We start from the raw sequence: 21,187 nt of genomic DNA on the forward strand, positions 1-21,187 counted from the left end.
ACTAGCCGATCACCACCCGCGGACGGGAGCGCACGGCATCCGACACGCGCAGGAGTAGCGCGACGATCAGCCAGTTGGCGACCAGTGATGACCCACCGGCCGCGAGGAACGGGGTCGTCAGCCCGGTGAGCGGGATCAGGCGGGTGACGCCACCGACCATGATGAATACCTGCAGCGCGATCGTGAACGAGAGCCCGGTCGCGAGGAGCTTGCCGAAGTCGTCCTGCCCGGCCATGCCGATCCGGATGCCGCGACTTGTGAACACCATGTACAGGCACAGGATCGCGAAGAGCCCGATGAGACCCAATTCCTCGCCGAGGCTGGGGAAGATGTAGTCGCTGTGCGCGAGGGGCGTGAGGTCGGGGCGTCCGCGGCCGAGTCCGGTGCCGATCAGACCTCCCTGCGCCAAACCGAAGATCCCGCTGACCAGCTGGTAGCTCGAGCCGTTGACGAGGTCGGGGTTGAAGGCATCCAGCCAGTTCGTGAAGCGCGCGCCGACGTAGGGCAGGATCCGCGAGGCGAAGAAAGCACCCGATACGGCGAGGACGACGCCGATCAGCACCCAACTGGTCTTGCCCGTCGCGGCATAGAGCATCGCGACGAACATGCCGAAGATGAGCAGACCCGTGCCGAGGTCGCGCTGGAAGATGATGATGCCCATGGACGCGGCCCAGATCAGCAGGAGGGGACCGAGTTCGCGCGCGCGCGGCCACGTCATACCGAGGAATCGGGTACCCACCGAGGTCAGTGATTCGCGCGTGCGGACGAGGTACCCGGCGAAGAAGACACCGAGCGCGAGCTTGGCGAGCTCACCCGGCTGGAACGAGAAGAGCCCCCCGATCGAGACCCAGACGTCGGCACCGGCCTCCACACCGAGTCCGGGAACGAGGGGCAACAGGAGAAGCGCGATACCCGCGAACCCGAAGACGTACGTGTAGCGGAACAGCACGCGATAGTTCTTGAGGAAGAGCACGACCGCCGTGGCCCCGACGATCGCGATGACGAGCCACGCGAGCTGGCGGGTCGAGAACGCACCCCACCCGGAGAGGTCATCGGCGAGGTCGAGGCGGTAGATCATCGCGAGTCCGAGACCCGAGAGCACCGTGGCGATCGGAACGACGAACGGGTCGGCGGCGCGTGCCGTGAAGCGCAGGACGACGTGGAGGACGAGCACGAGGACCGTGAGCCCGCCGCAGTAGTACAGGAACGTCGCGTCGATCTGGCCTTCGGCGCCCAACTGCACCAGGGCGACCGCGACCGCATTGATGAGGAAGGCGAACAGCAGGAGTCCGAGTTCCCGGTTGCGCTGCGTCTGCGGCAGACGCAGCCGCCGGAGGGCCTTCACGACGGTGGTGTCGGTCTCGACGGTGTCGGTCACGGAGTCCCTCCCGTCGTCGGGCGGAGGTTCGCGACGATCGCATTCGCATCGGCGACCGAGCGGGCCGAGATGGTGTCCTCGACAGCCATCCGCTGGTACGTCGGCAGATCTGCCAGCAGGATGCCGGTGTCGTCGTACACGGAGGACAGGGCGATCGGGCCGATGTCCTGCTGGATGCCGCGGAAGATGACGACCGTATCGTCGTCGGCGCCGACGAAGTACCGCGTCTGCGTCCAGGTGTAGGCGCCGAGGAGTGCGGTCGCGATCGCCATGAGGATCAGCGCGAAACCCACAAACCACCAGACGCGGCGGCGGCGCCCACGGCGGCGATCTTCCTCGATGAGTTCCTCGAGGAACTCGACCGCCGGCTCGAAGTGTGTGGGCTCGTTCGCCGCCTGGCGGCCCGGGTGCAACCAGCTCGTGCGTCCGGGTCGTGCGGCGGGGACCTCGATGCCCTGCGGGTTCGACGCGGACCCGACGATCGTGGGCGTCCCGCTGAAAAGCGGATGATTGCCACCCACATCGACGATGACGATCGTCACGTTGTCCGGGGCGCCGGCATCCAAAGCCTGCTTGAGAAGAAGATCGGCGGTTCGGCCCGGCGCGAAACCCTGACCCAACGCCTTCTCCGTGTGGGCGTCGTCCACGACGCCGCACAGGCCGTCCGAGCACAGCAGCCAGCGGTCACCCGGCTGGGTCGGCATGATGAAGGTGTCGACATCGGGATCGGGATCCATGTCGCCGAGTACCCGCATGAGAACCGAGCGCCGCGGGTGATACCGCGCCTCCTCGGGCGTGATCCGGCCGGAGTCCACGAGGCGCTGCACGAACGTGTGGTCCGCGGTGATCTGGGTGAGTGCGCCGTCGCGGTACAGGTAGATACGCGAGTCGCCGATGTGGGCGATGACGGCGTAATCCTCGACCATGGCCAAGGCGCTGACCGTCGTCCCCATCCCGGCGAGCTCGGGCCGCTCGGCGACCGTGTCGATGAGTTGCGTCGCGGTCTCGCCGATCGCCTCCTGCAGAGCATGCTCGGCATCGCTCGGGGTCGGGAACGGGTGATCGAGCTCTTTCAGCCGGTGCACGGCCAGGCCTGAGGCGACGTCACCGCCGGCGTGGCCACCCATCCCGTCGGCGACGACGAATAGGTTCGAGCCGCTGTAGCCCGAGTCCTGATTGTTGGAGCGCACCTTCCCCGTATGGGAGATGGCGACACTGGATCCCTCGAAGGCCATGACGAGCGGCCGCTACTTCCGCAGCTCGAACGTCGTGGCGCCGACCTTGATCGGCGCGCCGATGCGCACCGACACGGGCGTGCTGACGCGCTGGCCGTCGTGCCAGGTGCCGTTCGTCGAGTCGAGGTCCTGGATCATCCATTGGTCCCCCCACAGAAGGAGGCGCGCGTGATGACTGGAGGTGTAGTCGTCGCGGATCACGAGACCCGACTCGCTCGAGCGGCCGATCGTGAGCGGCTCGGAGCCGAGCGGGAGCTCCAGCCCGGCTTTCGGGCCACTCGTGATCATGATGCGCGCGACGGCGTCACGCGTTGCGTTCGATCCCGATCCGGTCGGTGTGGCCGCCGGCGGGGTCGACGGTGTGATCGGCGCGGTCGCGGCGTGAGCAGGGGCAGAGGCCACGGGAGTCGCCGCGACCGGTGCGGGGTCGGGCATCTTTCGCACGGTCACTCCGAACAGGTCTGCGCGCAGCGAATAGACCACGGCGAAGACGAAGAACCACAGCAGGACCAAGAATCCGATCTGCAAGAGCAGAAGGGTGAGTTCACTCACGACATGCCTCCGTGGCCGAAGGCGCGTGTCGCGTCCGCGGCCGACGTCGACGGGCGCGGCGGCGTTGCCTGTGCGATCACGTGGAAAGCGATGTCGGTGCGTCCGATCGTGACGACCGAGTCAGGGGCGAGGGCCGCCTCGGAGACGGGGCGGCCGTCCATCTTGGTCCCGTTCGTCGACTTCAAGTCGCGCACCATGGCGCGCTCGCCGTCCCACAGGATTTCGACGTGGCGGCGGCTCGTGCCGGCATCCGGGATCGTGATGTCAGCGTCGCTGCCGCGACCGATGACCGTCCGGCCCTTGACGAGTGGATGCCTCTTGCCCGCGATGTCGACGACGCCGCGCCAGGAGACGTCCCCGGCGGCGGTCCGCGAATCGACGCGGACCGTGCCCGTCGGGAGTTGGGCGTCGGCCTTGATCGCGATCGTCACGGGCCCGGCGAAGCTGAAGCCCTGCGCTTTCGCGTGGGTCTCGACGAGGAGCAGGAGCTCCTGCTCGAGCGTGGAGCCCAAGGAGTCCATCCGTTCGGCGTCGGCGGGAGCCAGCCGCACAGCGAAGGTGTTCGGCGCGAGGATGCGGTCTCGGCTGACGACGACCGCCTTCGCGTCGAGCTCGCTGCGCAGCGCCGAGGCGACCTCGACGGGCTGAACGCCACTGCGGAAGGTCTTCGCGAACGCGCTGTTGACGGCGCGCTCGAGTCCCTTCTCGAAGCTGTCAAGTAGTCCCACGGGGCTCCTCTGGCGTGCTGACCGGTTCGTACATGCTAGTTGCACAGACTGTGAGCACGCGGATGCCGCACCCTGAGCCGATTGCAGCGGGGTCTCCACTGCGTGATATCCTCGGGAAGTTGACCCGGTGGTGACACCAGTTCGCGCGAGTGGCGGAATAGGTAGACGCGCTGGCTTCAGGTGCCAGTGCCCGCAAGGGCGTGGGGGTTCAAGTCCCCCCTCGCGCACACAACACATTCAACCCCCGACCGGAATCTTCCGGGCGGGGGTTGAGTCGTTTCCGCGTCCCTCAGCCGACGTTGTGGAGGAATCGCAGAACGCGTTCGGCCTCGTCGGCGTTACGGGTGGCGATCGCTTCGCGGAGATCCCGGTATCCGTCCGCCCGCGCCATCGGGCAGGCGACGAACGGCACCCATCCGCGGAGATTCCGCCGAATCGCCAGCGACGCCTCGCGGATGAACCCGGTGAACACCGCGTTGTGCGTGGCGATCGTGACGCGGGTGAAGAAGAGGACGGATGCGTCGAACACCCGGATCGGATCGGATCCATCGACGCTCGCTATCACGGCATCCGACGCGCTCACCAATTCGGCCAGCTCGTCATCCGTGCACTCGGTGAGGGCCAGACGCAGGGCGTTGCCCATGAAGTACGCCGTGAAGGCTCCGGTGTCGGCGCGGAGCTTGTCATCGGGATCGGACACACGCGTGTAGCGGCCGACCGCGATCTCCACGAGCCCGAAGCGCTCCAGGCGCTGTAAGGCTTCGCGCACCGGAGTGCGAGACACACCCAACTGCATGGCGAGATCGACGTCACGCAACTGCTGCCCGGGTGCGAGCGATCCGTCGAGGATGGCATCACCGATGCGCGCATACACCTCGTCGCCGAGGATCGTGCCGCTGGTGAGTTCGATCGGGGGGAGAATCGCAGTCATCGCGGGAAATATCCTACTTCGCGCCGGCCCGTCTTCACGGCCGATTCCCATGAATGCACCCCTCGCTGAGGCACTGATATATCGGTAGAGTGAGCGCAGTCACGCCTAGCGTGGCATTATCCGGGGGGATCCGTCGACGCCCGGGCGCACGCGCTCAGCGCGAGACGCCTGGGCGTCGAATGGTTAACCGGCAATTATTGCAACGTTTATGTCACCATCTGACAACGGTCAGGCGGATGCCCAGGAAACGGCGCTACCATGACGACTGGCGCACTCGCGCCGAATACAGCTCGATTTAGTAAGGCAGTTCATGAGCACCAGCGGTACCGTCAAGTGGTTCAACTCGGAGAAGGGCTTCGGCTTCATCGCTCCCGATGAGGGCGGCGCAGACGTCTTCGCCCACTACTCCGCCATCGAGTCGAGCGGTTACCGCTCCCTCGAGGAGAACCAGCGCGTCGAGTTCGAGATCGCCCAGGGCCCTAAGGGCCTGCAGGCGGAGAACATCCGACCCATCTGAAGTCTTCACGGCCCGCAGAGCGGATCGTCAGTCTTTCGCCAAGACGTCGTAGTCCGCAAGGGCCACGGCGTCTTCGGCGTTTCTGAGGGCGCGCCGAGCGGCATCGAGCGCAGTCACCGGGTTCTCCGCGCCGCGTGCCGCCGCGAGCTCTCGATGCGCGGCCGCGAGACGCACGCGTGCATCCGCGCCGGCGTGGGCAGCACGGGGCTCGGCGCGCGAGATCGCGTCGCGCGCCGCAGTGAGCGTCCCCGCTAGAGCGGTGCGCGCCCCGCGGAGGCGCTGTTGGGCCGTGCGCGCGTCGCCGAGCGCCAGATCGAGACGATCGCGCAGGCGCGCGAGGCGATCGACCGTCGCGTTCGGCCGGCGATGCGCATGAGGTTCCAGGGCCGACAGCTCGTTCTCCAGTTTCCGCAGCTCGACGCCTAGGCGTTCCGCGTCGGCGGGCTCGAGTTCGTTCCGTACCGACAGGGCATGGCGCAGGGCCGCACGCGCGTCCGCAACCTCGCCCTCCACCGCGCCGCCGGCATCCGTGACGAGTCGATGCCTTTCCTCCACGCGGCGCGCGGCGGCGGAGGCCGTTCGAAGTGCACGCTCCGCCTCGGCGAGCACCGGCACCGCACTCCGGGTCGGGTCGCTCGCTCGCGTTGCGGCGTCATCGATCAGTCGCTCGGCAGTGGCCAGCGCCGTGACGGCCGTCGCGGCGTCCCGCTCCGCGTCGGCCCATTCGGAGCGATCCCAGCGCTCGACGAGCTCCGCCAAGAGCGCCGCCGGATCGGCCAGTTCCGCGCTCAGCTGGCGGCACCGATCTCGCGCCGCGCCGACCTGGGATGCGGCAGACACGTTCGCCCGCATCCATTCGTCGTGCTCGCTCCGTGCGCGTTCGACCGATGTGATCGCGGCGTCGGTGCGTGCGCGGATCGCTCGCGACACACGCCGCACATCGTCGGGATGCGTGTCCGGCCCGAGCTCACGGAACTCCGCGAACGCGCTGTCACGCGCATGCTGAGCCGTCATGCGGGCACGCCGCAACGCGGCCGGCGCGGTGCCGTCGTACAGGGCACCCGACAGACCCACCTCGAGGTCGAGCTCCTCGACCAGATCATCCAGACGGACGAGGCCCGCACCGGTGAGTGTGCGCTCCTGCTCGGCGGCCGCGCGAGCGCGGGGAGAACGACGCTGGCGCCGCAACGCCCAGATGGCGAGAGTGCAGAGAGCGGCGGCGGTCCCGAACACGATCAGCGCCGGGAGGACCCACGCTCCGATCGCCCCGAGCGCGTCGCTCATTCGCCGTCCGCGACCAGGAGTGCCCTCAACTCGGTGGCGTCGTCGACCTGTGCGGCGGCACCCTCTCCTTCGTGTGGCCAGCTGAAGCCCCACCGGACGAAGATCACGGGCACACCCTGCTCGGCACCGCCCTCGATGTCGTGGTGGCGATCGCCGATCAGCACCGGGCGACTCGTGTCCACCCCGACGGCTTCGAGGCGCCGGAGCGCTTCGGCGATGATCGCCGATTTCGAGGCGAGGGTCTTCTCGTCCGGCGTCGCGCCGACGACCGCCTGAAGGTACGGCGCGAGATCGAAGTGCTCCACGAGGGCGGCGACCTGCACTTCGGGTTTGGAGCTCGCTGTCGCCTGGGGGATGCCGGATTCGCCCAGCTCGGTGATCAGGTCGCCGACCCCGGGATAGAGCTTGGCGCCGTTCGTGTACCCATCGGCGCGACCGATGCGGCGGTACATCGTGGTGGCATCCGCTGCTTGCTCGGGGGTGAGGCCGAGGTTTCTCTGGAACGACTCGTGCATGGGCGGTCCGATCCAGTTGACCAGCTCGGCACGCGTCGGCGGCGGGAAGCCCAGTTCATCGAAGGCCAGAGTGAGGCGTCGAAGGATGCCGTCGGAGGCATCGACCACGGTCCCGTCCACGTCCCAGAGGATGCAGGTCCACGGTGATCTGAGCGTCATGCGCCCAGCCTAGCGAGCGTCAGAACAGGCGCGGCGCTCCGGACTCGGTGCCCTTCATGCCCTCGTAGTCGAGCGTCACACACCGGATCCCACGGTCGGTGGCCAGCACCTTCGCCTGAGGCTTGATCTCCTGCGCGGCGAACACCCCCGTTACCGGGGCCAGGTGCGGGTCTCGCCCCAGCAAATCGAGGTACCGGGTGAGCTGCTCGACGCCGTCGATGTCGCCGCGACGCTTGACCTCGACCGCGATCGTGCCGCCGGCGGGGTTGCGGAGCAGCAGGTCGACGGGACCGATTGCAGTCGGGAACTCGCGTCGGACGAGGGTGAGTCCGTCGCCGATGACCTCGACCTGCTCGGCGAGCAGGCGCTGGAGATCGGCCTCGACGCCGTCCTTCTGCAGGCCCGGATCGACGCCGAGTTCGTGTGACGAGTCGTGCAGCACCTCATAGATGCGCACGAGAAGTGCGTCGCCGCTCTTGGCATGGGTCACCCGCCAGTGCTCCTGCACACCGGCCGCGGTGGACTCGGCATCCGGAACCTCCACCGTCAGCGTGCACGGCGGGCTCATCCAGTTGAGCGGCTGGTGTTGGATGTCGCGGTGAAAAGCGACGGTGCCGTCCGCCTTCAGCATGATCAAGCGGGTGGCGAGGGGGAGATGCGTGTTGAGACGCCCGGTGTAATCCACGGAGCAACGAGCGATGACCAGGCGCATCCGACGATCCTACGGTGCCCGGTTCCGCGCCGAGTGCGCGGGGTGCGCGCGAGCGCGCTGCGTGCGCACCGGCATCCACCGGCGCGCTCGGCACGAACCAGCGCGCTGGCCGACGTGTGTCCGGGGTTGTCCGGGATTGGGCGTACGCGAGGGGACGCGAGCGAGTGGCTTGTTAGAACAGGAAACATGACACGACCGGATCGTGGAGAGTGCCCACGCGGACACTGCCGCCATGGGCACGCTCATTGCGGTCGAGGCGCAGCGGAGTCGCCGCGTGCAGCTGGAGGCAGCACGCCGTCAGATCGAGGCGGCCGAGCGGCAGACCACTGTCGTCCGCGAAACAGCGCTCGCGACCCAGCACGCCGTTGCCGCGGCCGCCGACCGTCAGATCGACGCGCAGCGGGAGACCACGCACGCCGTCGCTGTTTTGGGTGCATCGATGGATGCCATGAACGACCGGCTCGGTGACGCGCTGGACCTCGGCTTCCTGCGGGTCCAAGAAACGGTGAGCGAAGGCTTGGAGACGCTCGACCGCAACCTCAACGTGCTCGCCGGCATCATGCACGGCGGGTTCGAGCTGGTCGGGCAACGGATGATCGAGCAGACCGCCGTCCTCGGTGACATCGCTGCGATGACCGCCAACCCGCTGACGACGGCAGCCGCCGAGCATTACCGCCGCGGAGCGGTGTCGTTGCGGCAAGGGTGGCTCGACGAGGCGGTTCCCGAGCTCGAACTCGCGATTGAAAAGGACCGGACCAATCCGGCGCCTCACTATGCCCTTGGCCTGGCGAAGGCCGCCCAGAGCCACCAGGCGGAGGCGTTTGCATCCCTGATGTTGGCTATCAAGTACTCCGCGGCCGATGAGCGCTGGGGTTCGCTCGCCGCGAGCGCCGCGATTCTGCTGCGCTCGGTGGCGACACCCGATCAGGTCGACGAGGTCGGGCATGCGATCGACAGCGCATTGCGGGTCGCCCCCACCTGTGCCGAGCTTCTGTTGATCCGCGCCGTGCACCGCGGGATCCAGGCGGATCTCGTCAAGGCCTTCACCTTCGCTCCGGAATTGGCAATCGTGGCGATCCAGGCCGGTGTTCCCGGCGCGGAGGACGCGGCCGAGATGGTGGCGACCGATCCGTCGAGCCCGGTGCACGCGCGCCGGGAGATCCAGCGGCTCGTCGCCGCGTCCGGGGACGACGGCTTCGGCACCAATGTCGAGCCTGCGGATATTCCGCAGGCCATGATCGGTTACGCCGGATGGGTCCGCACGGCACTCCCTGTGGTCGAGGAGCACGCCCGTACCGGCATCCCTCAGCGATTGGACGCTGCGGCCGACGTCGTGTCGTTCACACGAGCGGAAGCGAATCTCTGTCGTCTCACTCTTGCCCACGTGCGGGAGAATCTGCGCGAGCTCGAACGTCGGCGCGACACCGCCGTCGAGGTGGTAGCTCGCGCGGATGCCGCGGCCGCCGCATATCGGATGCTTCCGCCCGCGACGGCGACGCTCGAACACACGGCACATGTCGTTGGTGGGATCCGACCGTTCACCCGGCCTGTCGTGGCGCTGATCGTCACGGTCTTGTCGATGGCGTTCGCGGGTGCGAATCCATCCGTCTCGTTCATCGCCGGGACGGCTGCAGTCGTCTTCGGCATCCTGTTCATCGTGTGGCTCACAAAGGCGTTCCGCCAGCTGGCGGAACGGCGTGCGGTCGCTGCGCGTGAAGCGGCAACCGCGCAGCAGATCCGCGACCACCAGGTGCGGATTGCGCAAGATCAGAGCGATCGGGCGCGTGACCGCTCCGAGCGAGAGCTCTCGGATGCCCGGCGCGCGCGCCAGGCGACCGAGCAGGAAGTGACCGCCGCCACCGGTCGAATTGTCGCGCTCGATGCAGAGCTCGAGGACGCGCAGAACGAGCACCGACGGGCGCAAGACGAATTCTCGCGCCTGACCTTCGAGGCAGACCTGTACCCGCAGCCGATTATCGCTCTTCTCTCCCAGCTCGCGCCTCCCCGTATTCACCCGCTCGGCGACGTCACTGGGTCAACTCTTTCCCCCGAATCACCTCACCGAAAGGCCTCACGATGACCACGACTCCCGCAGGTTGGTACCCCACGGAACAACACCCCGGACGTCAGCGGTATTGGGACGGGGAACAGTGGACGGGCCACTTCCACCCGCCGCTAGCCGAGGCCCCTGCCCCGCCCGTGACCGCCGCCGAGGTCACGCAGATGGCGGCGGCTTCGGGTGGAGACGATGATGTGGTCGGGATCCTCAACTCGCTCAAGAACGACGCGATCGCGGCCGGGATGCTGACCAAGCACAAGGTCACCTCGAAGGTGAACAAGCGTCGCCAGGAGGTCGAGGCCAGCTTCACCGCAAGCCTGAAGGGCGTCAAGAACTACTGGGTCAAGATTGACGTGGTCAAGACACCGCACGGCATCAGCTGGTCGCCCGACAACGGTCTCTGGAACAAGGACGGCGCTTCCCGCGGAGGCAAGATGGGGCTGGCCAACGAGCTATCTGCGAGCGGGGGAATGGTCAGTGGATTGGTCGGAAACATGCTCGCCGGGTCCGCAGCGAAGGCTGCGGCGAAGGATGCGCAGCGCGCTCAGATGGAGTACGCGGCGTTCGAGGCCGCGGTTCTGTCGAACTATTACCGCTGAGCAGATGCATGGCCGACACATCCGCGTACGACGCGATCATCGCTCGGGTCGTGGCGATGCGCGCCTCCACCGACTGGCGAAACGGGGAGCAAAGACTGCGTGAGCTGGAGGCTGAGCTGAAGAAGCTCGGTGCACCGGCGGAGCCGAGAGATCGGCAGCGCATTTGGGCTGACTTCTCCGCCGCCCGCGCCGCGTATCGGAACGCGCGCGCGGAGTTCTTCGCGGCGAGGGAGTCGGGGAGTGGCGCCGCCCGTGGACGGGGGGCGGGCGGCACCACTTCAGCGCGGTCAACGGCACCTTTCCCTGAGCGTGCGAAGGAACAGGACGAGGCCAGGCGGCGGAAACAGACCCTCATCGGGCAGCTCCGCCTGGTGGTGGGTGGAGAGCCGGGGGGACCCGCCACCGCACAGGTGAAGACGCTGGGTGGGGAGTTCTTCCAGGCCGGGTACGCCGGGAACGAGCACAACGATGCACTCGCGGCGGAGTTCTCCGGTCTGCGCTCGGAGTACTTCCGAAAGCTCGACGGCGCAATGCAGCGCGCGCAGGAACACCGCGACCGCGTTGCGCGCGATATGGATCACGCACTGTTCGTGCTGGAGCGGATCGCGCACGGCTCGGATGTCACCGACCGATGGACCAAGTGGACCGAGGCCTCCGAGCGGTACCGCAGCTTCGGGTACCCCGGCAAGGAGAAGAAGGCGGAGTTGGACGCGCGCTTCCAGCGCCTGCGCGCCGAGTTGAGTACCGCGCTCGAGCGGGACAAACGGAAGCGTCAACGACAGCGAGAAGCAGAATGGGCCGCTAACCGGGTCCATCGCCGGAGGTAGCGGGCGACCCGGATACACTGACGCCGTGGAACAGGACGTCAGCCCGCCGAGCTCGGCATCGCGGTTCGATCCACTCGTTGACGAGCTCCGCGTGCTGCGAGAGGCGCGCGGCGTCACGTACCGAGAGCTCGCGGCCCGCATCACTCGGCAGCGCGAACAGGATGGCGTCGCCCCCGCCACCGCGCGGATCGCGCACACCACGGTCTCTGACGTCTTCCGGCCCGGGCGCTCGCGGCTGAACGCCCACCTCGTCGCGGAGATCGTGCGTGCGCTCGACGGTGATGTGGTGGCGGCAGAGGACTGGCGTGCGCGGGTCGCTCAGGTGGCTCCGCTGCCGCCGGCGAGTCGTCCTCTGCCCCGCGTGATCGATGCGCCGGCACCGATCCTCCCGGTCGCGCCTCGCGCCTCGCCGGCGATCATCGTCGCGCTTGTCGCGGGTGGTCTTCTCATTAACGCGACCGGCAAGTTCTTCAACCCGCTTCTGGGTGACATCTTCTTCCTGGACATGGTGGGGACAGCCGTCGTGGCACTGGTGGGCGGGCCGTGGCTGGCTGCTCTCGTCGGTGCGCTGTTCGTCGTCGTGGAACTCCTCAAGTTCCAGATCGGCGACGCACTGTTCGCGGTGACCATGATCTTCGCGGGACTGATCTGGGGCTTCGGCGTCCGGCGCGGCTGGGGCAGCACGTTGCCGCGGTTTCTCGCCGTGAGCGCCGTCGTGGCAGTCGCGACGTCGGCCGTCGCCATCCCGATCACGATGCTGTACTTCAACGGTCAGGTCGATCGCGGGCTCGATGTCTTCTTCGCCCAGTTGCAGGCGGACGGCCTCGGTACGTGGCTCGCGGTCGGGGGGACCAATCTCACCGTGTCACTGCTTGACAAGGTCTTCACGGGTGCGATCGCTTTCCTGATCGCGCGCCTGATCTGGGCACTCCCGTGGTCCGCCGAGCAGGCCCTCACGCCGCCGCGCTGATCCCGCAGCGTCCTCCGGCATCCACCGGCGCGCTCGGCACGAACCAGCGCGCTCGGCGGACGTGGGGGCGGGGTCAGTGGCGGCCGACGCCGACCTGCGAGCCGGCGATGGGCTTCGCGGCGCCGGAGGCCAGGCCGCTCACGATGATGAGGCCGACGATGATACACAGGGTCGGCAGAATCCCGATCTGATGGCTGATCCAGCCGAGCACGGGTGGGCCGCACAGGAACGCGACGTAGCCGATCGTCGCGGCCGCGGAGACGGATGCCGCCGCGCGCGACGGGTCGTCGGCCGCCGCGGACATGCCCAGGGGAAAGCCGAGCGAAGCGCCGGCACCCCAGAGCGCGACGCCGACGAAGGCGACCGGCAGGTTCGGGGCGAGGATGAAGGTGATGAGTCCCGCGGCAGCGGCGACCGAGAGGATGCGGAGCGTCCATACGCGTCCGATCCGGTCGACGAGCGGTCCACCGACGGCGCGGAAGGCGGTCATCGCGACCGAGAACACCGTGAGTGCGATCGCGCCGACCTCTTCGCGCTGGCCGTGCCCGTCGACGACCGCGATCGTCAACCAGTCGTTCGCGCTACCTTCGGCGAAGGCCATGCCGAGCATGATGAGCCCGATCGCGTAGATGCGAGGCTCCCGCCACACCGCGAGCGCGGCCGAGAACCGTTCGCGGCGGGAAGAGGCGGGGGAATCGTCCTTGACGTCTCCGGGGTCGTGCACCGGCACGAATCGCAGGGACACGACAGTGACGGCGACGACCAGTACCGCAACGGCCCAGAGGTGGACACTGACCGGAACCTGCCACGCTGCCATCGCGACACCGATGCCGGCGCCCGCGACGGTGCCGAGACTGAAGAAGGCATGGAAGAGCGGCATGAGCGTCTTGCCGAAACGCTGCTCGACCGCGGCTGCTTCGACGTTGATCATGACGTCACTGGCGCCGAACGTGAGACCCATGAGGGCCAGGCCGACGGCGGCGACCGGAAACGACCCGAGCGTCTCCACGCCGAAACCCACGATGATCAGCGCGATCGTGAGTCCGGTGAACATGACGTACAGCCCGCGACGAGCGCCCCAGCGCACCACGATGATGTTGGCGAGAGTGAGACCGATGAGGGATCCGGCGCCCATGACGAACAGCAGCATCCCCAACTCGAGGTCACCGATGCCGAGCGCGCGCTTGACCGAGGGCAGGCGCGAGGCCCACGAGGCGAACGTCACTCCGCACAAGAGGAACAGAGCGAAGATGGCGGTCCGCCACTGCACCAGGGTGGTGCGGGTCATCTCGGGAGCAATGGTGGTCACGCAGAGAGCCTACCGAATCGATTCGACACCGGGCGCAACAGAGGGGTTACCATCAAGGGGTGACCACTCGGCGGGCGACCATCTCCGACGTCGCGCGCGCCGCCGGGGTCGCGCCGTCGACGGCGTCGGTCGTCTTCAGTGGAAAGACACCGGTCTCGGGCCCCACCCGGCTGAAGGTGCTCGTGGCGGCCGAAGAACTGGGATACACCGGTCCCGACCCACGCGCGGCGTCACTGCGACGTGGGCGCAGCGGCATTGTTGCGGTGGTGTTCGAAGGACCGCTGGGTTCGGCGTTCCTCGACCCGGTCCAGCGGCTCATGATGGACGGCCTGTCGGAGGCGGTCGCGCCCCTCGGCGCCGGCCTGCTCCTCCTCCGGGACCCGGTCGAAGCCGGCGAGGCCGACCCCTCCGCACCCACGCTCATCACCGCACCGATCGATGCGGCGGTGCTGATCGGATGCAGCCCGATACTGCGACACTCGCTCGAGGCAGTGCAGGCCCGGGGCATACCCGTTGTCGTGATCGAGGGTGATGCCGGTGACGGTGTTCCGCGGATCTTGCTGGACAACCGGGAAGCGCAGCGTCAGGCCGCCCAGCATCTGCGTGACCTCGGGCACGAGAATGTCGCGATCGTCACTCTCGGCCGCGACAAGCGCCGCGAAGCGGGCTGGGTGTCTGAGTCCGACGAGATCACGGTGGACGTCACGCGCGATCGGCTTGCCGGCGCGCGCGACGTCTACCCGGATGCCCGGGCCTTCTCGGCCGCGACGAGCACGATCGATGGCGGGACAGCGGCCGGCCGCATTGTGCTGAGTGACCCCGAGTCGCGGCCGACGGCCGTCATCGCCCAGAGCGATCTGCTCGCGACCGGGGTGATCCGCGCGGCCGAGGAACTCGGGCTCCGTGTGCCGGAAGATGTGAGCGTCACCGGTTTCGACGGTGTCCCGGTGGACGGCCTCGCCCCCTACGTGCTGACGACTCTTGTGCAGGCGGCCACCGAGAAGGGACGCGCGGCGGGCGCCGTGATCGCCGCCATGCTCGATGACCGCGAGCCCTCATCACTGTTGTTCACGTGCGAATTCCGACCCGGGAATACGACCGGCCCGTCAGCGATGCGTTGAGGGGTTTCGCGCGCCGGGCGCTGAGGACTCCCGTAAACTAGTCGCAACGACCCCCGCGAACCCGAGGAGGCCAGGTTGCTGATTCTCCTCGGCGCGTTCGCGATCGTTCCGCTGGTTCTTCCGTGGCTCGTCGGTCGTCTCGGACCCCGCGCTTTCTTCCTCGCGGCACTCGTTCCGCTTGCGGCATTCACCCACGCCGTGCTGCAGACGCCCACCGTGCTCGCCGGCAACGCACCGTTTGAGACCTACGCGTGGATTCCGCGACTCGGCATCGATCTGTCGATGCGGATGGACACCCTCGGCTGGGTGATGGCCTTGATCGTGACGGGCGTCGGGGCCCTCGTCATGATCTACTGCCGTTGGTATTTCGCGGGCAAAAAAGAGGGAGTCGGACTCTTCTCCGCCGTCCTGCTCGGCTTCGCCGGAGCGATGTACGGATTGGTCCTGACGGACGATCTCATCGTTCTGGTCATGCTGTGGGAAGTCACCAGCATCCTGTCCTATCTGCTGATCGGCTTCTATCACCGCCGCGGTGCCAGTCGCCGCGCGGCCTTGCAGGCGCTGCTCGTGACAACCCTCGGTGGCCTCGTCATGTTCGTCGGCGCCGTGATCGTCGCGGTGCAGGCGGGCACGTCGAGCATCTCCGAGATCCTCGTGTCTTGGCAGGCGCTGGAGGCGACGGTCAACCCCGCGCTCCTCAACACCGCCGTGGCCATGTTGCTGGTCGGGGCGCTCAGCAAGTCGGCCATCTTCCCCTTCCACTTCTGGCTTCCCGGCGCCATGGCAGCTCCCACACCGGTGAGCGCGTATCTCCACGCGGCGGCGATGGTCAAAGCCGGCATCTACTTCATCGCCCGGTTCGCCCCGTTCCTGTTCATCTCCGATCTGTGGCGTCCGATCGTGATCTCGCTCGGCATCTTCACGATGCTGCTCGGTGGTCTACAGGCGCTCCGCGAATCGGACCTCAAGCGCATCCTGGCCTTCGGCACCGTCAGTCAACTCGGCATGCTGACCGCCGTCCTCGGCTACGGCGTCCGCGATACGGCGCTGGCGGGACTCGCGTTGCTCGTCGGGCATGCCCTCTTCAAGTCGGCGTTGTTCCTCGTGGTGGGTGTGATCGACCGCCAACTCTCCACACGCGACATCGGCGAGCTCTCCGGCGTCGGCCGGCAGGCCACGACGCTGGCGACGTTTTCGATGATCGCGGTCGCTTCGATGATCGGGCTCGCCCCCACGATCGGGTTCGTGGCGAAAGAGGCGACACTCACCGCTTTCCTCCACGACGCCGCGACCGATCCCTGGGCACTCGTCGCACTCATCGGAATCGTGCTCGGCTCGGTTCTGACGGCCGCGTATGGAATCCGTTTCGTCTGGGGTGCGTTCTGGACGAAGAAGGATGCCGATGGCGCACCGCGCCCGGTCACCGCATGGCCCGACCCGCCGATTGGCTTCCTCGCGGCGCCGGTGCTCTTGGCCGGGCTCACGCTCGTGCTCGGCTTCGCCGCTCCGTGGGTCGACACCGCGATCGCCCCGTACGCCGATCAGGCGGCGGATGCCGGAGTCTCCGAGCATCCGTACCACTTGGCTCTCTGGCACGGATGGGAGCCCGCCCTCTTCCTGTCACTCGGATCGATCGCGTTGGGCTTCGCGGTGTTCGCGCTGCAGCTGCGGTTCGGCTGGGCACCGCGCCGCGTGCTGCGCTTCTCCGCCGCCGACGTCTACAACGCCACGCTCCGCGGTATCGCGCGTGTCTCCACGTGGACCACGACCTTCACTCAGCGGGGATCGTTGCCGCTGTACGTCGGCACGATCCTGGTGGTCTTCGTCGCCGCCGAGGGCACCGCGCTCGTCGCCGGCATGGCCGATTGGAACATCCAGCTCGACGGCTGGCAGACACCGATGCAGCTTGTCGCCGCGCCGATCATGATTCTCGCCGGGCTCATGGCGGTGCGCGCGCGCAAGCGGTACACCGGCGTCGTTCTCGTGTCGGTCACAGGGCTGGGGATGGTGTTGCTGTTCGCGACGAGCGGTGCGCCGGACCTCGCGCTGACGCAGATTCTGGTCGAGACGGTGACTCTCGTCGCGTTCGCTCTCGTTTTGCGTCGGATTCCCGCGCGCCTCGGTGAACACAATGCGTCGGTGTGGCCCGTCGCGCGGGCCCTCCTCGCCGTCGGCGTGGGTGTCACGATGGCGTTCATCGCGATGGTGGCGACGGGCGCCCGGGTCGCCGATCCGATCTCGGACCGTTTTCCCGAGTTGGCCTACGAACTCGGCCACGGCAAGAACGTCGTCAACGTCGCCCTCGTCGACCTGCGCGGGTGGGACACGATGGGTGAGCTATCGGTGCTGATCCTCGCGGCAACCGGGGTCGCGTCACTCGTTTTCGTCACGCATCGCTCCGACTTGCTCTCCCGCGCGATCTCGCCGCTGCCGACGGCCGCGACACGGACCCGCCGCCCGCTCGTGGAGACCGAAGAGGGACCGCGCCCCCGTTCGGCCCGGCCGGACAGCACGCGTCAGGCGTGGTTGATCGGCGGGCAGCGGATGCGTCCCGAGAACCGGTCGATCATGCTCGAAGTGATCGTCCGCATCCTCTTCCACACGATCATCCTCGTGTCGATCTATCTGCTGTTCGCCGGACACAACCTGCCGGGCGGCGGATTCGCGGGGGGCCTCGTGGCCGGTATGGCGCTCGTCATGCGGTACGTCGCGGGCGGTCGCTATGAGTTGGGTGCCGCCGCTCCGACGGATGCGGGACGCCTCCTCGGCGTCGGCATGACGTTGGCTGTCGGGTGCGCGGTCGTTCCGCTGCTGTTCGGCGCGGCGCCGCTGACCAGCTGGTTCTGGGAAGCCGAACTCCCCGTCATCGGTCACATCGAATTCGTGACCTCGACGATCTTCGACATCGGCGTGTACCTCGTCGTCATCGGACTCGTGCTCGACGTTCTGCGCTCGCTCGGCGGCGAAGTCGACCGACAGGTGCAGGCCCTCCGGCAGACGCCGGGAACGGTGGGCGTGTCATGAGCGTCTCCTTCGTGCTGATCATCATCATGGGCGTGCTGTTCGCCGCCGGCTCGTACGCGATGCTCGAGCGCAGCCTCACGCGTGTGCTGTTCGGCTTCCTGCTCCTGGGCAACGCCGCGAACCTGTTCCTCCTGATCGTGATGGGGCAGCCCGGTGTGGCTCCGTTCTTCGGGGCGGCTTCGTCCCCGGAGGAGATGAGCGATCCGTTGCCCCAGGCGCTGACGCTCACGGCGATCGTGATCACGTTCGCCGTCTCGGCGTTCCTCCTGGCCCTGATCTACCGCTCGTGGCAATTGGGGCAGGCCGACACGGTTCTCGACGACGAGGAAGACGTCGCGCTGCGCGCGCGGACCCCCGTCGACGAAGACGTGCTGGACGACGAGATCACACCGGAAGACGACGACGCCACGACCGACTTCATCGGATCCGCGACCGCGCCGATCACCGTGCTGCACCACCGCGATCTCGACAGCATCCGCGATGACGCGCCCACCGACACCCCGGACGGAGGCGATCGGCGATGAGCGCGCTCGTGCCCCTGCTCGTGACACTGCCCCTGTTGGGGGCAGCGCTCGTGCTGATCTTCGGCCGGCAGCGTCGGGTGCAGGTCGGCGTGTCGATCGTCACGCTGACGCTCGTCCTCGTCATCGCCTCCGTGCTGCTCTACGCGGTCGATACGACCGGTCAGGCGATCGCGGTGTCGGTGGGTGGATGGCCGATCCCCTTCGGGATCGTCCTCTATGTCGACCGTCTGGCGGCGCTCCTCGTCGTGATCTCGAGCGTCGTGCTGCTCGCGGTGCTGCTCTTCTCGGTCGGCCAAGGTGCGGCGGACGGCGACGACGACACCCCCGTCACGATCTTCCACCCCTCGTATCTGATCCTCGCGGCGGGCATCTTCAACGCCTTCATCGCCGGAGACCTCTTCAATCTGTACGTCGGATTCGAGATCCTGTTGGTTGCCTCCTACGTGCTGATCACGCTCGGATCGACCGAGAACCGCATCCGCACGGGCGTCGTGTACATCGTCGTCTCGCTCATGTCCTCGATCCTCTTCCTCGCGGCGATCGCGGCGATCTACGGCGCGCTCGGCACGGTCAACATCGCGCAGCTCGCCGAGCGCATGAGCGAACTGCCGCAGTCCACCCAGCTGGTGTTGCACCTCATGCTCCTGCTGGCCTTCAGTATCAAGGCGGCGGTCTTCCCGCTGTCGTTCTGGCTGCCCGACTCGTACCCGACCGCGCCGGCGCCGGTCACGGCGGTCTTCGCGGGTCTGCTCACCAAGGTCGGCGTCTACGCGATGATCCGCACCGAAACGCAGATCTTCCGCGACAACGATGTCAATACGCTGCTTCTGTTCGCCGCCCTCGCGACGATGATCGTCGGGGTACTCGGCGCCGTCGCGCAAGCCGAGTTGAAACGCATCCTGTCGTTCACGCTCGTGAGTCACGTCGGGTATCTGGTATTCGGTCTCGCGATCGCGACACCGCTCGCCCTCGGCGCGACGATCTATTACATGGTCCATCACATCGTGGTGCAGACGACCCTCTTCCTCGCGATCGGTCTCATCGAGCGGCGCGCGGGATCGACCTCGATCCTCAAGGTCAACGGGCTCATGCGCGCGGCACCGGTGATCGCAGTCCTGTATTTCTTGCCGGCGATCAACCTGGGAGGGCTCCCGCCGTTCTCGGGCTTCATCGGGAAGTTCGCACTCTTCCAAGCGGCGGCCGAGGTGGGGACGCCGCTGATGTACGCGCTGATCATCGGCGGCATCATCACGTCACTCCTGACGCTCTATACCCTCATGCGGGCATGGAACCTGGCGTTCTGGCGTGAAGAGGATGACCAGACCGACGAGCTCGCCGCGCCCGATCGCATCTCCTATCTCGACGAAGCACCGGCCGCCGACGAACAGAACGAGCGTCGCGTCATCCCGCGCATCATGACCGCCACGACGGCGGGCATGGTGGCCGTCACCGTCGCGCTCACGCTCTTCGCCGGGCCGTTGTACGAATTGTGCGCTCGGATCGGCGATGCGCTGCAGGATCCCATCTCGCTCGTCCAGCTCGAGCAGGAGGCGCAGTCGTGAGCCCCGCGACGATCGCCTCCGCGCTCTGGCGGCAGCTGCCGTTCTTCGTCTGGCTCGTCGCGCTCTGGATGTTGCTCTGGGGCCAGTTCACGGTGCTCGCAGCGGTGACCGGCATCATCGTGGCGATCTTCGTCACCCGAGTGTTCCGCCTGCCGCCCGTCGAGCTCTCCGGACGGGTGAACCTCTGGTGGGGCCTCGTGTTCTTCGTCGAGTTCCTGGCGGCCCTCATCCGCGGGTCGCTGACCGTGACGTGGCAGATCCTCGCTCCCGGCCATCCTGGCACGGCGATCATGGCTGTCCCGCTCGTCACCGACGACGACCTGATCATGACGCACGTCGCGGTCACGGCATCCCTCATCCCGGGCTCGCTCATCGTCGACGTCGACCGCGATCGACGCATCCTTTACTTGCACGTGCTGGGCGTGCGCGATGAGGCGCAGCTCGAACACCAGCGTCGCTCCGTGCAGCAGTGGGAAGAGCGAATCGTGCGCGCTGTCGGATCCCGCGATCAGGTTGCGGCGATCCGCGACGCGGCCGCAGAGGGGAAATCCGCATGAGCGTCCTGTTGACCGTCGTCTACGTCGTCTTCGCCGTGGCCGCGCTCCTGACCGTGTGGCGGATCATCTCCGGGCCGTCGATCCTCGACCGGGCTGTCGCCTCCGACGTGCTGCTGACGCTCATCATCTGCGTGCTCGGGGCGGAGATGGCGATCAACCACCACACCCGCACGCTGCCGCTGCTGCTCATCGTCGCGGCGGTGGGTGTGTTCGGATCGATCTCGATCGCCCGGTTCGTGGCCCGCCGAGACGGAGGAACGAAGTGATCGACGTCATCGTGATGGTCCTGATCCTCATCGGCGCCCTGCTGTGCCTCACGGCGGCCATCGGTTTGCTGCGATTCCGGGATGTCCCGTCGCGCCTGCACGCGGCCACGAAACCCCAGGTGCTGGGGCTCATCCTCATCGCGATCGCGATCGGCCTGTCACTCGGCTCGTGGCAGGTGACCGCGTTCCTCGTGCCGATCGTGTTGATCCAGCTCGCGACGGCGCCGCTGTCGGCGCACATGGTCGGCCGTCAGGCGTATCGCAACGGCACGATCGACGAGCAGTCGTTGCTTGTCGACGAGCTCGACGAATCACGTCGCACCCCGCCCGCAGCGGGCGGCTGAGCCGGTCCACGACC

The 21,187-nt window shown here is 67.5% G+C and carries 21 protein-coding genes and 1 tRNA gene; 13 read left to right on the forward strand and 9 right to left on the reverse strand.

Annotated elements, in window-relative coordinates:
• Position 1: 1 nt before the first annotated feature.
• From N4R40_RS12145 to N4R40_RS12160, 4 genes are read right to left on the reverse strand one after another with little or no spacing between them, the layout of a single operon-like run.
• Positions 2-1,378, reverse strand: coding sequence for an FtsW/RodA/SpoVE family cell cycle protein (locus tag N4R40_RS12145; RefSeq protein WP_261607634.1), 1,377 nt, complete (start codon positions 1,376-1,378; stop codon positions 2-4).
• Entirely contained in the window at positions 1,375-2,613 is a 1,239-nt protein-coding gene (locus N4R40_RS12150; RefSeq protein ID WP_261607635.1) for a PP2C family protein-serine/threonine phosphatase, read from the reverse strand. Before N4R40_RS12150 ends, N4R40_RS12145 begins: the two co-directional genes overlap by 4 nt.
• A 12-nt stretch (positions 2,614-2,625) precedes the next feature.
• Complete coding sequence (locus tag N4R40_RS12155) at positions 2,626-3,165, reverse strand: FHA domain-containing protein FhaB/FipA (RefSeq protein ID WP_261607636.1); 540 nt, start codon at positions 3,163-3,165, stop codon at positions 2,626-2,628.
• Entirely contained in the window at positions 3,162-3,893 is a 732-nt protein-coding gene (locus N4R40_RS12160) for an FhaA domain-containing protein (protein ID WP_261607637.1), read from the reverse strand. The genes N4R40_RS12155 and N4R40_RS12160 overlap by 4 nt, the downstream gene beginning before the upstream one ends.
• Positions 3,894-4,036: 143 nt before the next feature.
• Between N4R40_RS12160 and N4R40_RS12165 the strand changes: the two genes are divergently transcribed.
• Positions 4,037-4,120: transfer RNA gene (locus tag N4R40_RS12165), tRNA-Leu, on the forward strand.
• A gap of 62 nt (positions 4,121-4,182) precedes the next feature.
• Here the strand turns inward: N4R40_RS12165 and N4R40_RS12170 are convergent.
• Positions 4,183-4,824, reverse strand: coding sequence for a GntR family transcriptional regulator (locus N4R40_RS12170; RefSeq protein ID WP_261607638.1), 642 nt, complete (start codon positions 4,822-4,824; stop codon positions 4,183-4,185).
• Between the two features lie 310 nt (positions 4,825-5,134).
• On the opposite strand from N4R40_RS12170, the gene N4R40_RS12175 reads away from it, so the two are divergent.
• A complete protein-coding gene (locus N4R40_RS12175) occupies positions 5,135-5,341 on the forward strand; it encodes a cold-shock protein (protein WP_261607639.1) in 207 nt (68 codons plus the stop codon).
• Between the two features lie 27 nt (positions 5,342-5,368).
• Here the strand turns inward: N4R40_RS12175 and N4R40_RS12180 are convergent, their stop codons facing one another.
• From N4R40_RS12180 to nucS, 3 genes are read right to left on the reverse strand one after another with little or no spacing between them, the layout of a single operon-like run.
• Positions 5,369-6,625 (reverse strand): coiled-coil domain-containing protein, encoded by a 1,257-nt coding sequence (locus N4R40_RS12180; protein WP_261607640.1) that lies wholly within the window; start codon positions 6,623-6,625, stop codon positions 5,369-5,371.
• Complete coding sequence (locus tag N4R40_RS12185; protein ID WP_261607641.1) at positions 6,622-7,299, reverse strand: HAD hydrolase-like protein; 678 nt, start codon at positions 7,297-7,299, stop codon at positions 6,622-6,624. The genes N4R40_RS12180 and N4R40_RS12185 overlap by 4 nt, the downstream gene beginning before the upstream one ends.
• Before the next feature lie 19 nt (positions 7,300-7,318).
• Positions 7,319-8,011, reverse strand: coding sequence for an endonuclease NucS (gene nucS / locus N4R40_RS12190; protein ID WP_261607642.1), 693 nt, complete (start codon positions 8,009-8,011; stop codon positions 7,319-7,321).
• Positions 8,012-8,243: 232 nt separating this feature from the next.
• Here nucS and N4R40_RS12195 point away from each other — a divergent pair, with 232 nt between their 5' ends.
• The 4 genes from N4R40_RS12195 to N4R40_RS12210 are packed head-to-tail and all read left to right on the forward strand — an operon-like array spanning position 8,244 to position 12,466.
• A complete protein-coding gene (locus N4R40_RS12195) occupies positions 8,244-10,091 on the forward strand; it encodes a tetratricopeptide repeat protein (RefSeq protein ID WP_261607643.1) in 1,848 nt (615 codons plus the stop codon).
• Positions 10,088-10,669 carry a DUF2510 domain-containing protein gene (locus N4R40_RS12200; protein WP_261607644.1) on the forward strand — a complete coding sequence of 194 codons (582 nt, stop codon included), beginning with the start codon at positions 10,088-10,090 and terminating at the stop codon, positions 10,667-10,669. Before N4R40_RS12195 ends, N4R40_RS12200 begins: the two co-directional genes overlap by 4 nt.
• Positions 10,670-10,677: 8 nt before the next feature.
• Positions 10,678-11,496, forward strand: a complete 819-nt coding sequence (locus tag N4R40_RS12205; protein WP_261607645.1) for a hypothetical protein — start codon at positions 10,678-10,680, stop codon at positions 11,494-11,496.
• 25 nt (positions 11,497-11,521) lie between these two features.
• Positions 11,522-12,466 (forward strand): helix-turn-helix domain-containing protein, encoded by a 945-nt coding sequence (locus N4R40_RS12210; protein ID WP_261607646.1) that lies wholly within the window; start codon positions 11,522-11,524, stop codon positions 12,464-12,466.
• A 73-nt stretch (positions 12,467-12,539) separates the two neighbouring features.
• On the opposite strand, the gene N4R40_RS12215 is transcribed toward N4R40_RS12210, so the two are convergent.
• Positions 12,540-13,766, reverse strand: coding sequence for an MFS transporter (locus tag N4R40_RS12215; protein ID WP_261607684.1), 1,227 nt, complete (start codon positions 13,764-13,766; stop codon positions 12,540-12,542).
• Between the two features lie 68 nt (positions 13,767-13,834).
• On the opposite strand from N4R40_RS12215, the gene N4R40_RS12220 reads away from it, so the two are divergent.
• From N4R40_RS12220 to mnhG, 7 genes are all read left to right on the forward strand, one after another.
• The gene (locus N4R40_RS12220; protein WP_261607647.1) at positions 13,835-14,896 is read left to right on the forward strand and encodes a LacI family DNA-binding transcriptional regulator; all 1,062 of its coding nucleotides are present in this window, start codon (positions 13,835-13,837) and stop codon (positions 14,894-14,896) included.
• A gap of 75 nt (positions 14,897-14,971) precedes the next feature.
• On the forward strand, positions 14,972-17,920 hold the full coding sequence (locus N4R40_RS12225) for a Na+/H+ antiporter subunit A (protein ID WP_261607648.1): 2,949 nt from the start codon (positions 14,972-14,974) through the stop codon (positions 17,918-17,920).
• Positions 17,917-18,444, forward strand: a complete 528-nt coding sequence (locus tag N4R40_RS12230; protein ID WP_261607649.1) for a Na(+)/H(+) antiporter subunit C — start codon at positions 17,917-17,919, stop codon at positions 18,442-18,444. The genes N4R40_RS12225 and N4R40_RS12230 overlap by 4 nt, the downstream gene beginning before the upstream one ends.
• A complete protein-coding gene (locus N4R40_RS12235) occupies positions 18,441-20,006 on the forward strand; it encodes a Na+/H+ antiporter subunit D (RefSeq protein WP_261607650.1) in 1,566 nt (521 codons plus the stop codon). The genes N4R40_RS12230 and N4R40_RS12235 overlap by 4 nt, the downstream gene beginning before the upstream one ends.
• Positions 20,003-20,563, forward strand: coding sequence for a Na+/H+ antiporter subunit E (locus N4R40_RS12240; RefSeq protein ID WP_261607651.1), 561 nt, complete (start codon positions 20,003-20,005; stop codon positions 20,561-20,563). Before N4R40_RS12235 ends, N4R40_RS12240 begins: the two co-directional genes overlap by 4 nt.
• Positions 20,560-20,829, forward strand: coding sequence for a monovalent cation/H+ antiporter complex subunit F (locus N4R40_RS12245; RefSeq protein ID WP_261607652.1), 270 nt, complete (start codon positions 20,560-20,562; stop codon positions 20,827-20,829). The genes N4R40_RS12240 and N4R40_RS12245 overlap by 4 nt, the downstream gene beginning before the upstream one ends.
• Before the next feature lie 14 nt (positions 20,830-20,843).
• The gene (gene mnhG, locus N4R40_RS12250) at positions 20,844-21,173 is read left to right on the forward strand and encodes a monovalent cation/H(+) antiporter subunit G (RefSeq protein ID WP_261607685.1); all 330 of its coding nucleotides are present in this window, start codon (positions 20,844-20,846) and stop codon (positions 21,171-21,173) included.
• The last annotated feature ends 14 nt before the right edge of the window (positions 21,174-21,187 follow it).

The sequence above is a fragment of the Microbacterium memoriense genome, assembly GCF_025398275.1.
In the GTDB taxonomy this organism is placed as follows: Bacteria; Actinomycetota; Actinomycetes; order Actinomycetales; family Microbacteriaceae; genus Microbacterium; species Microbacterium memoriense.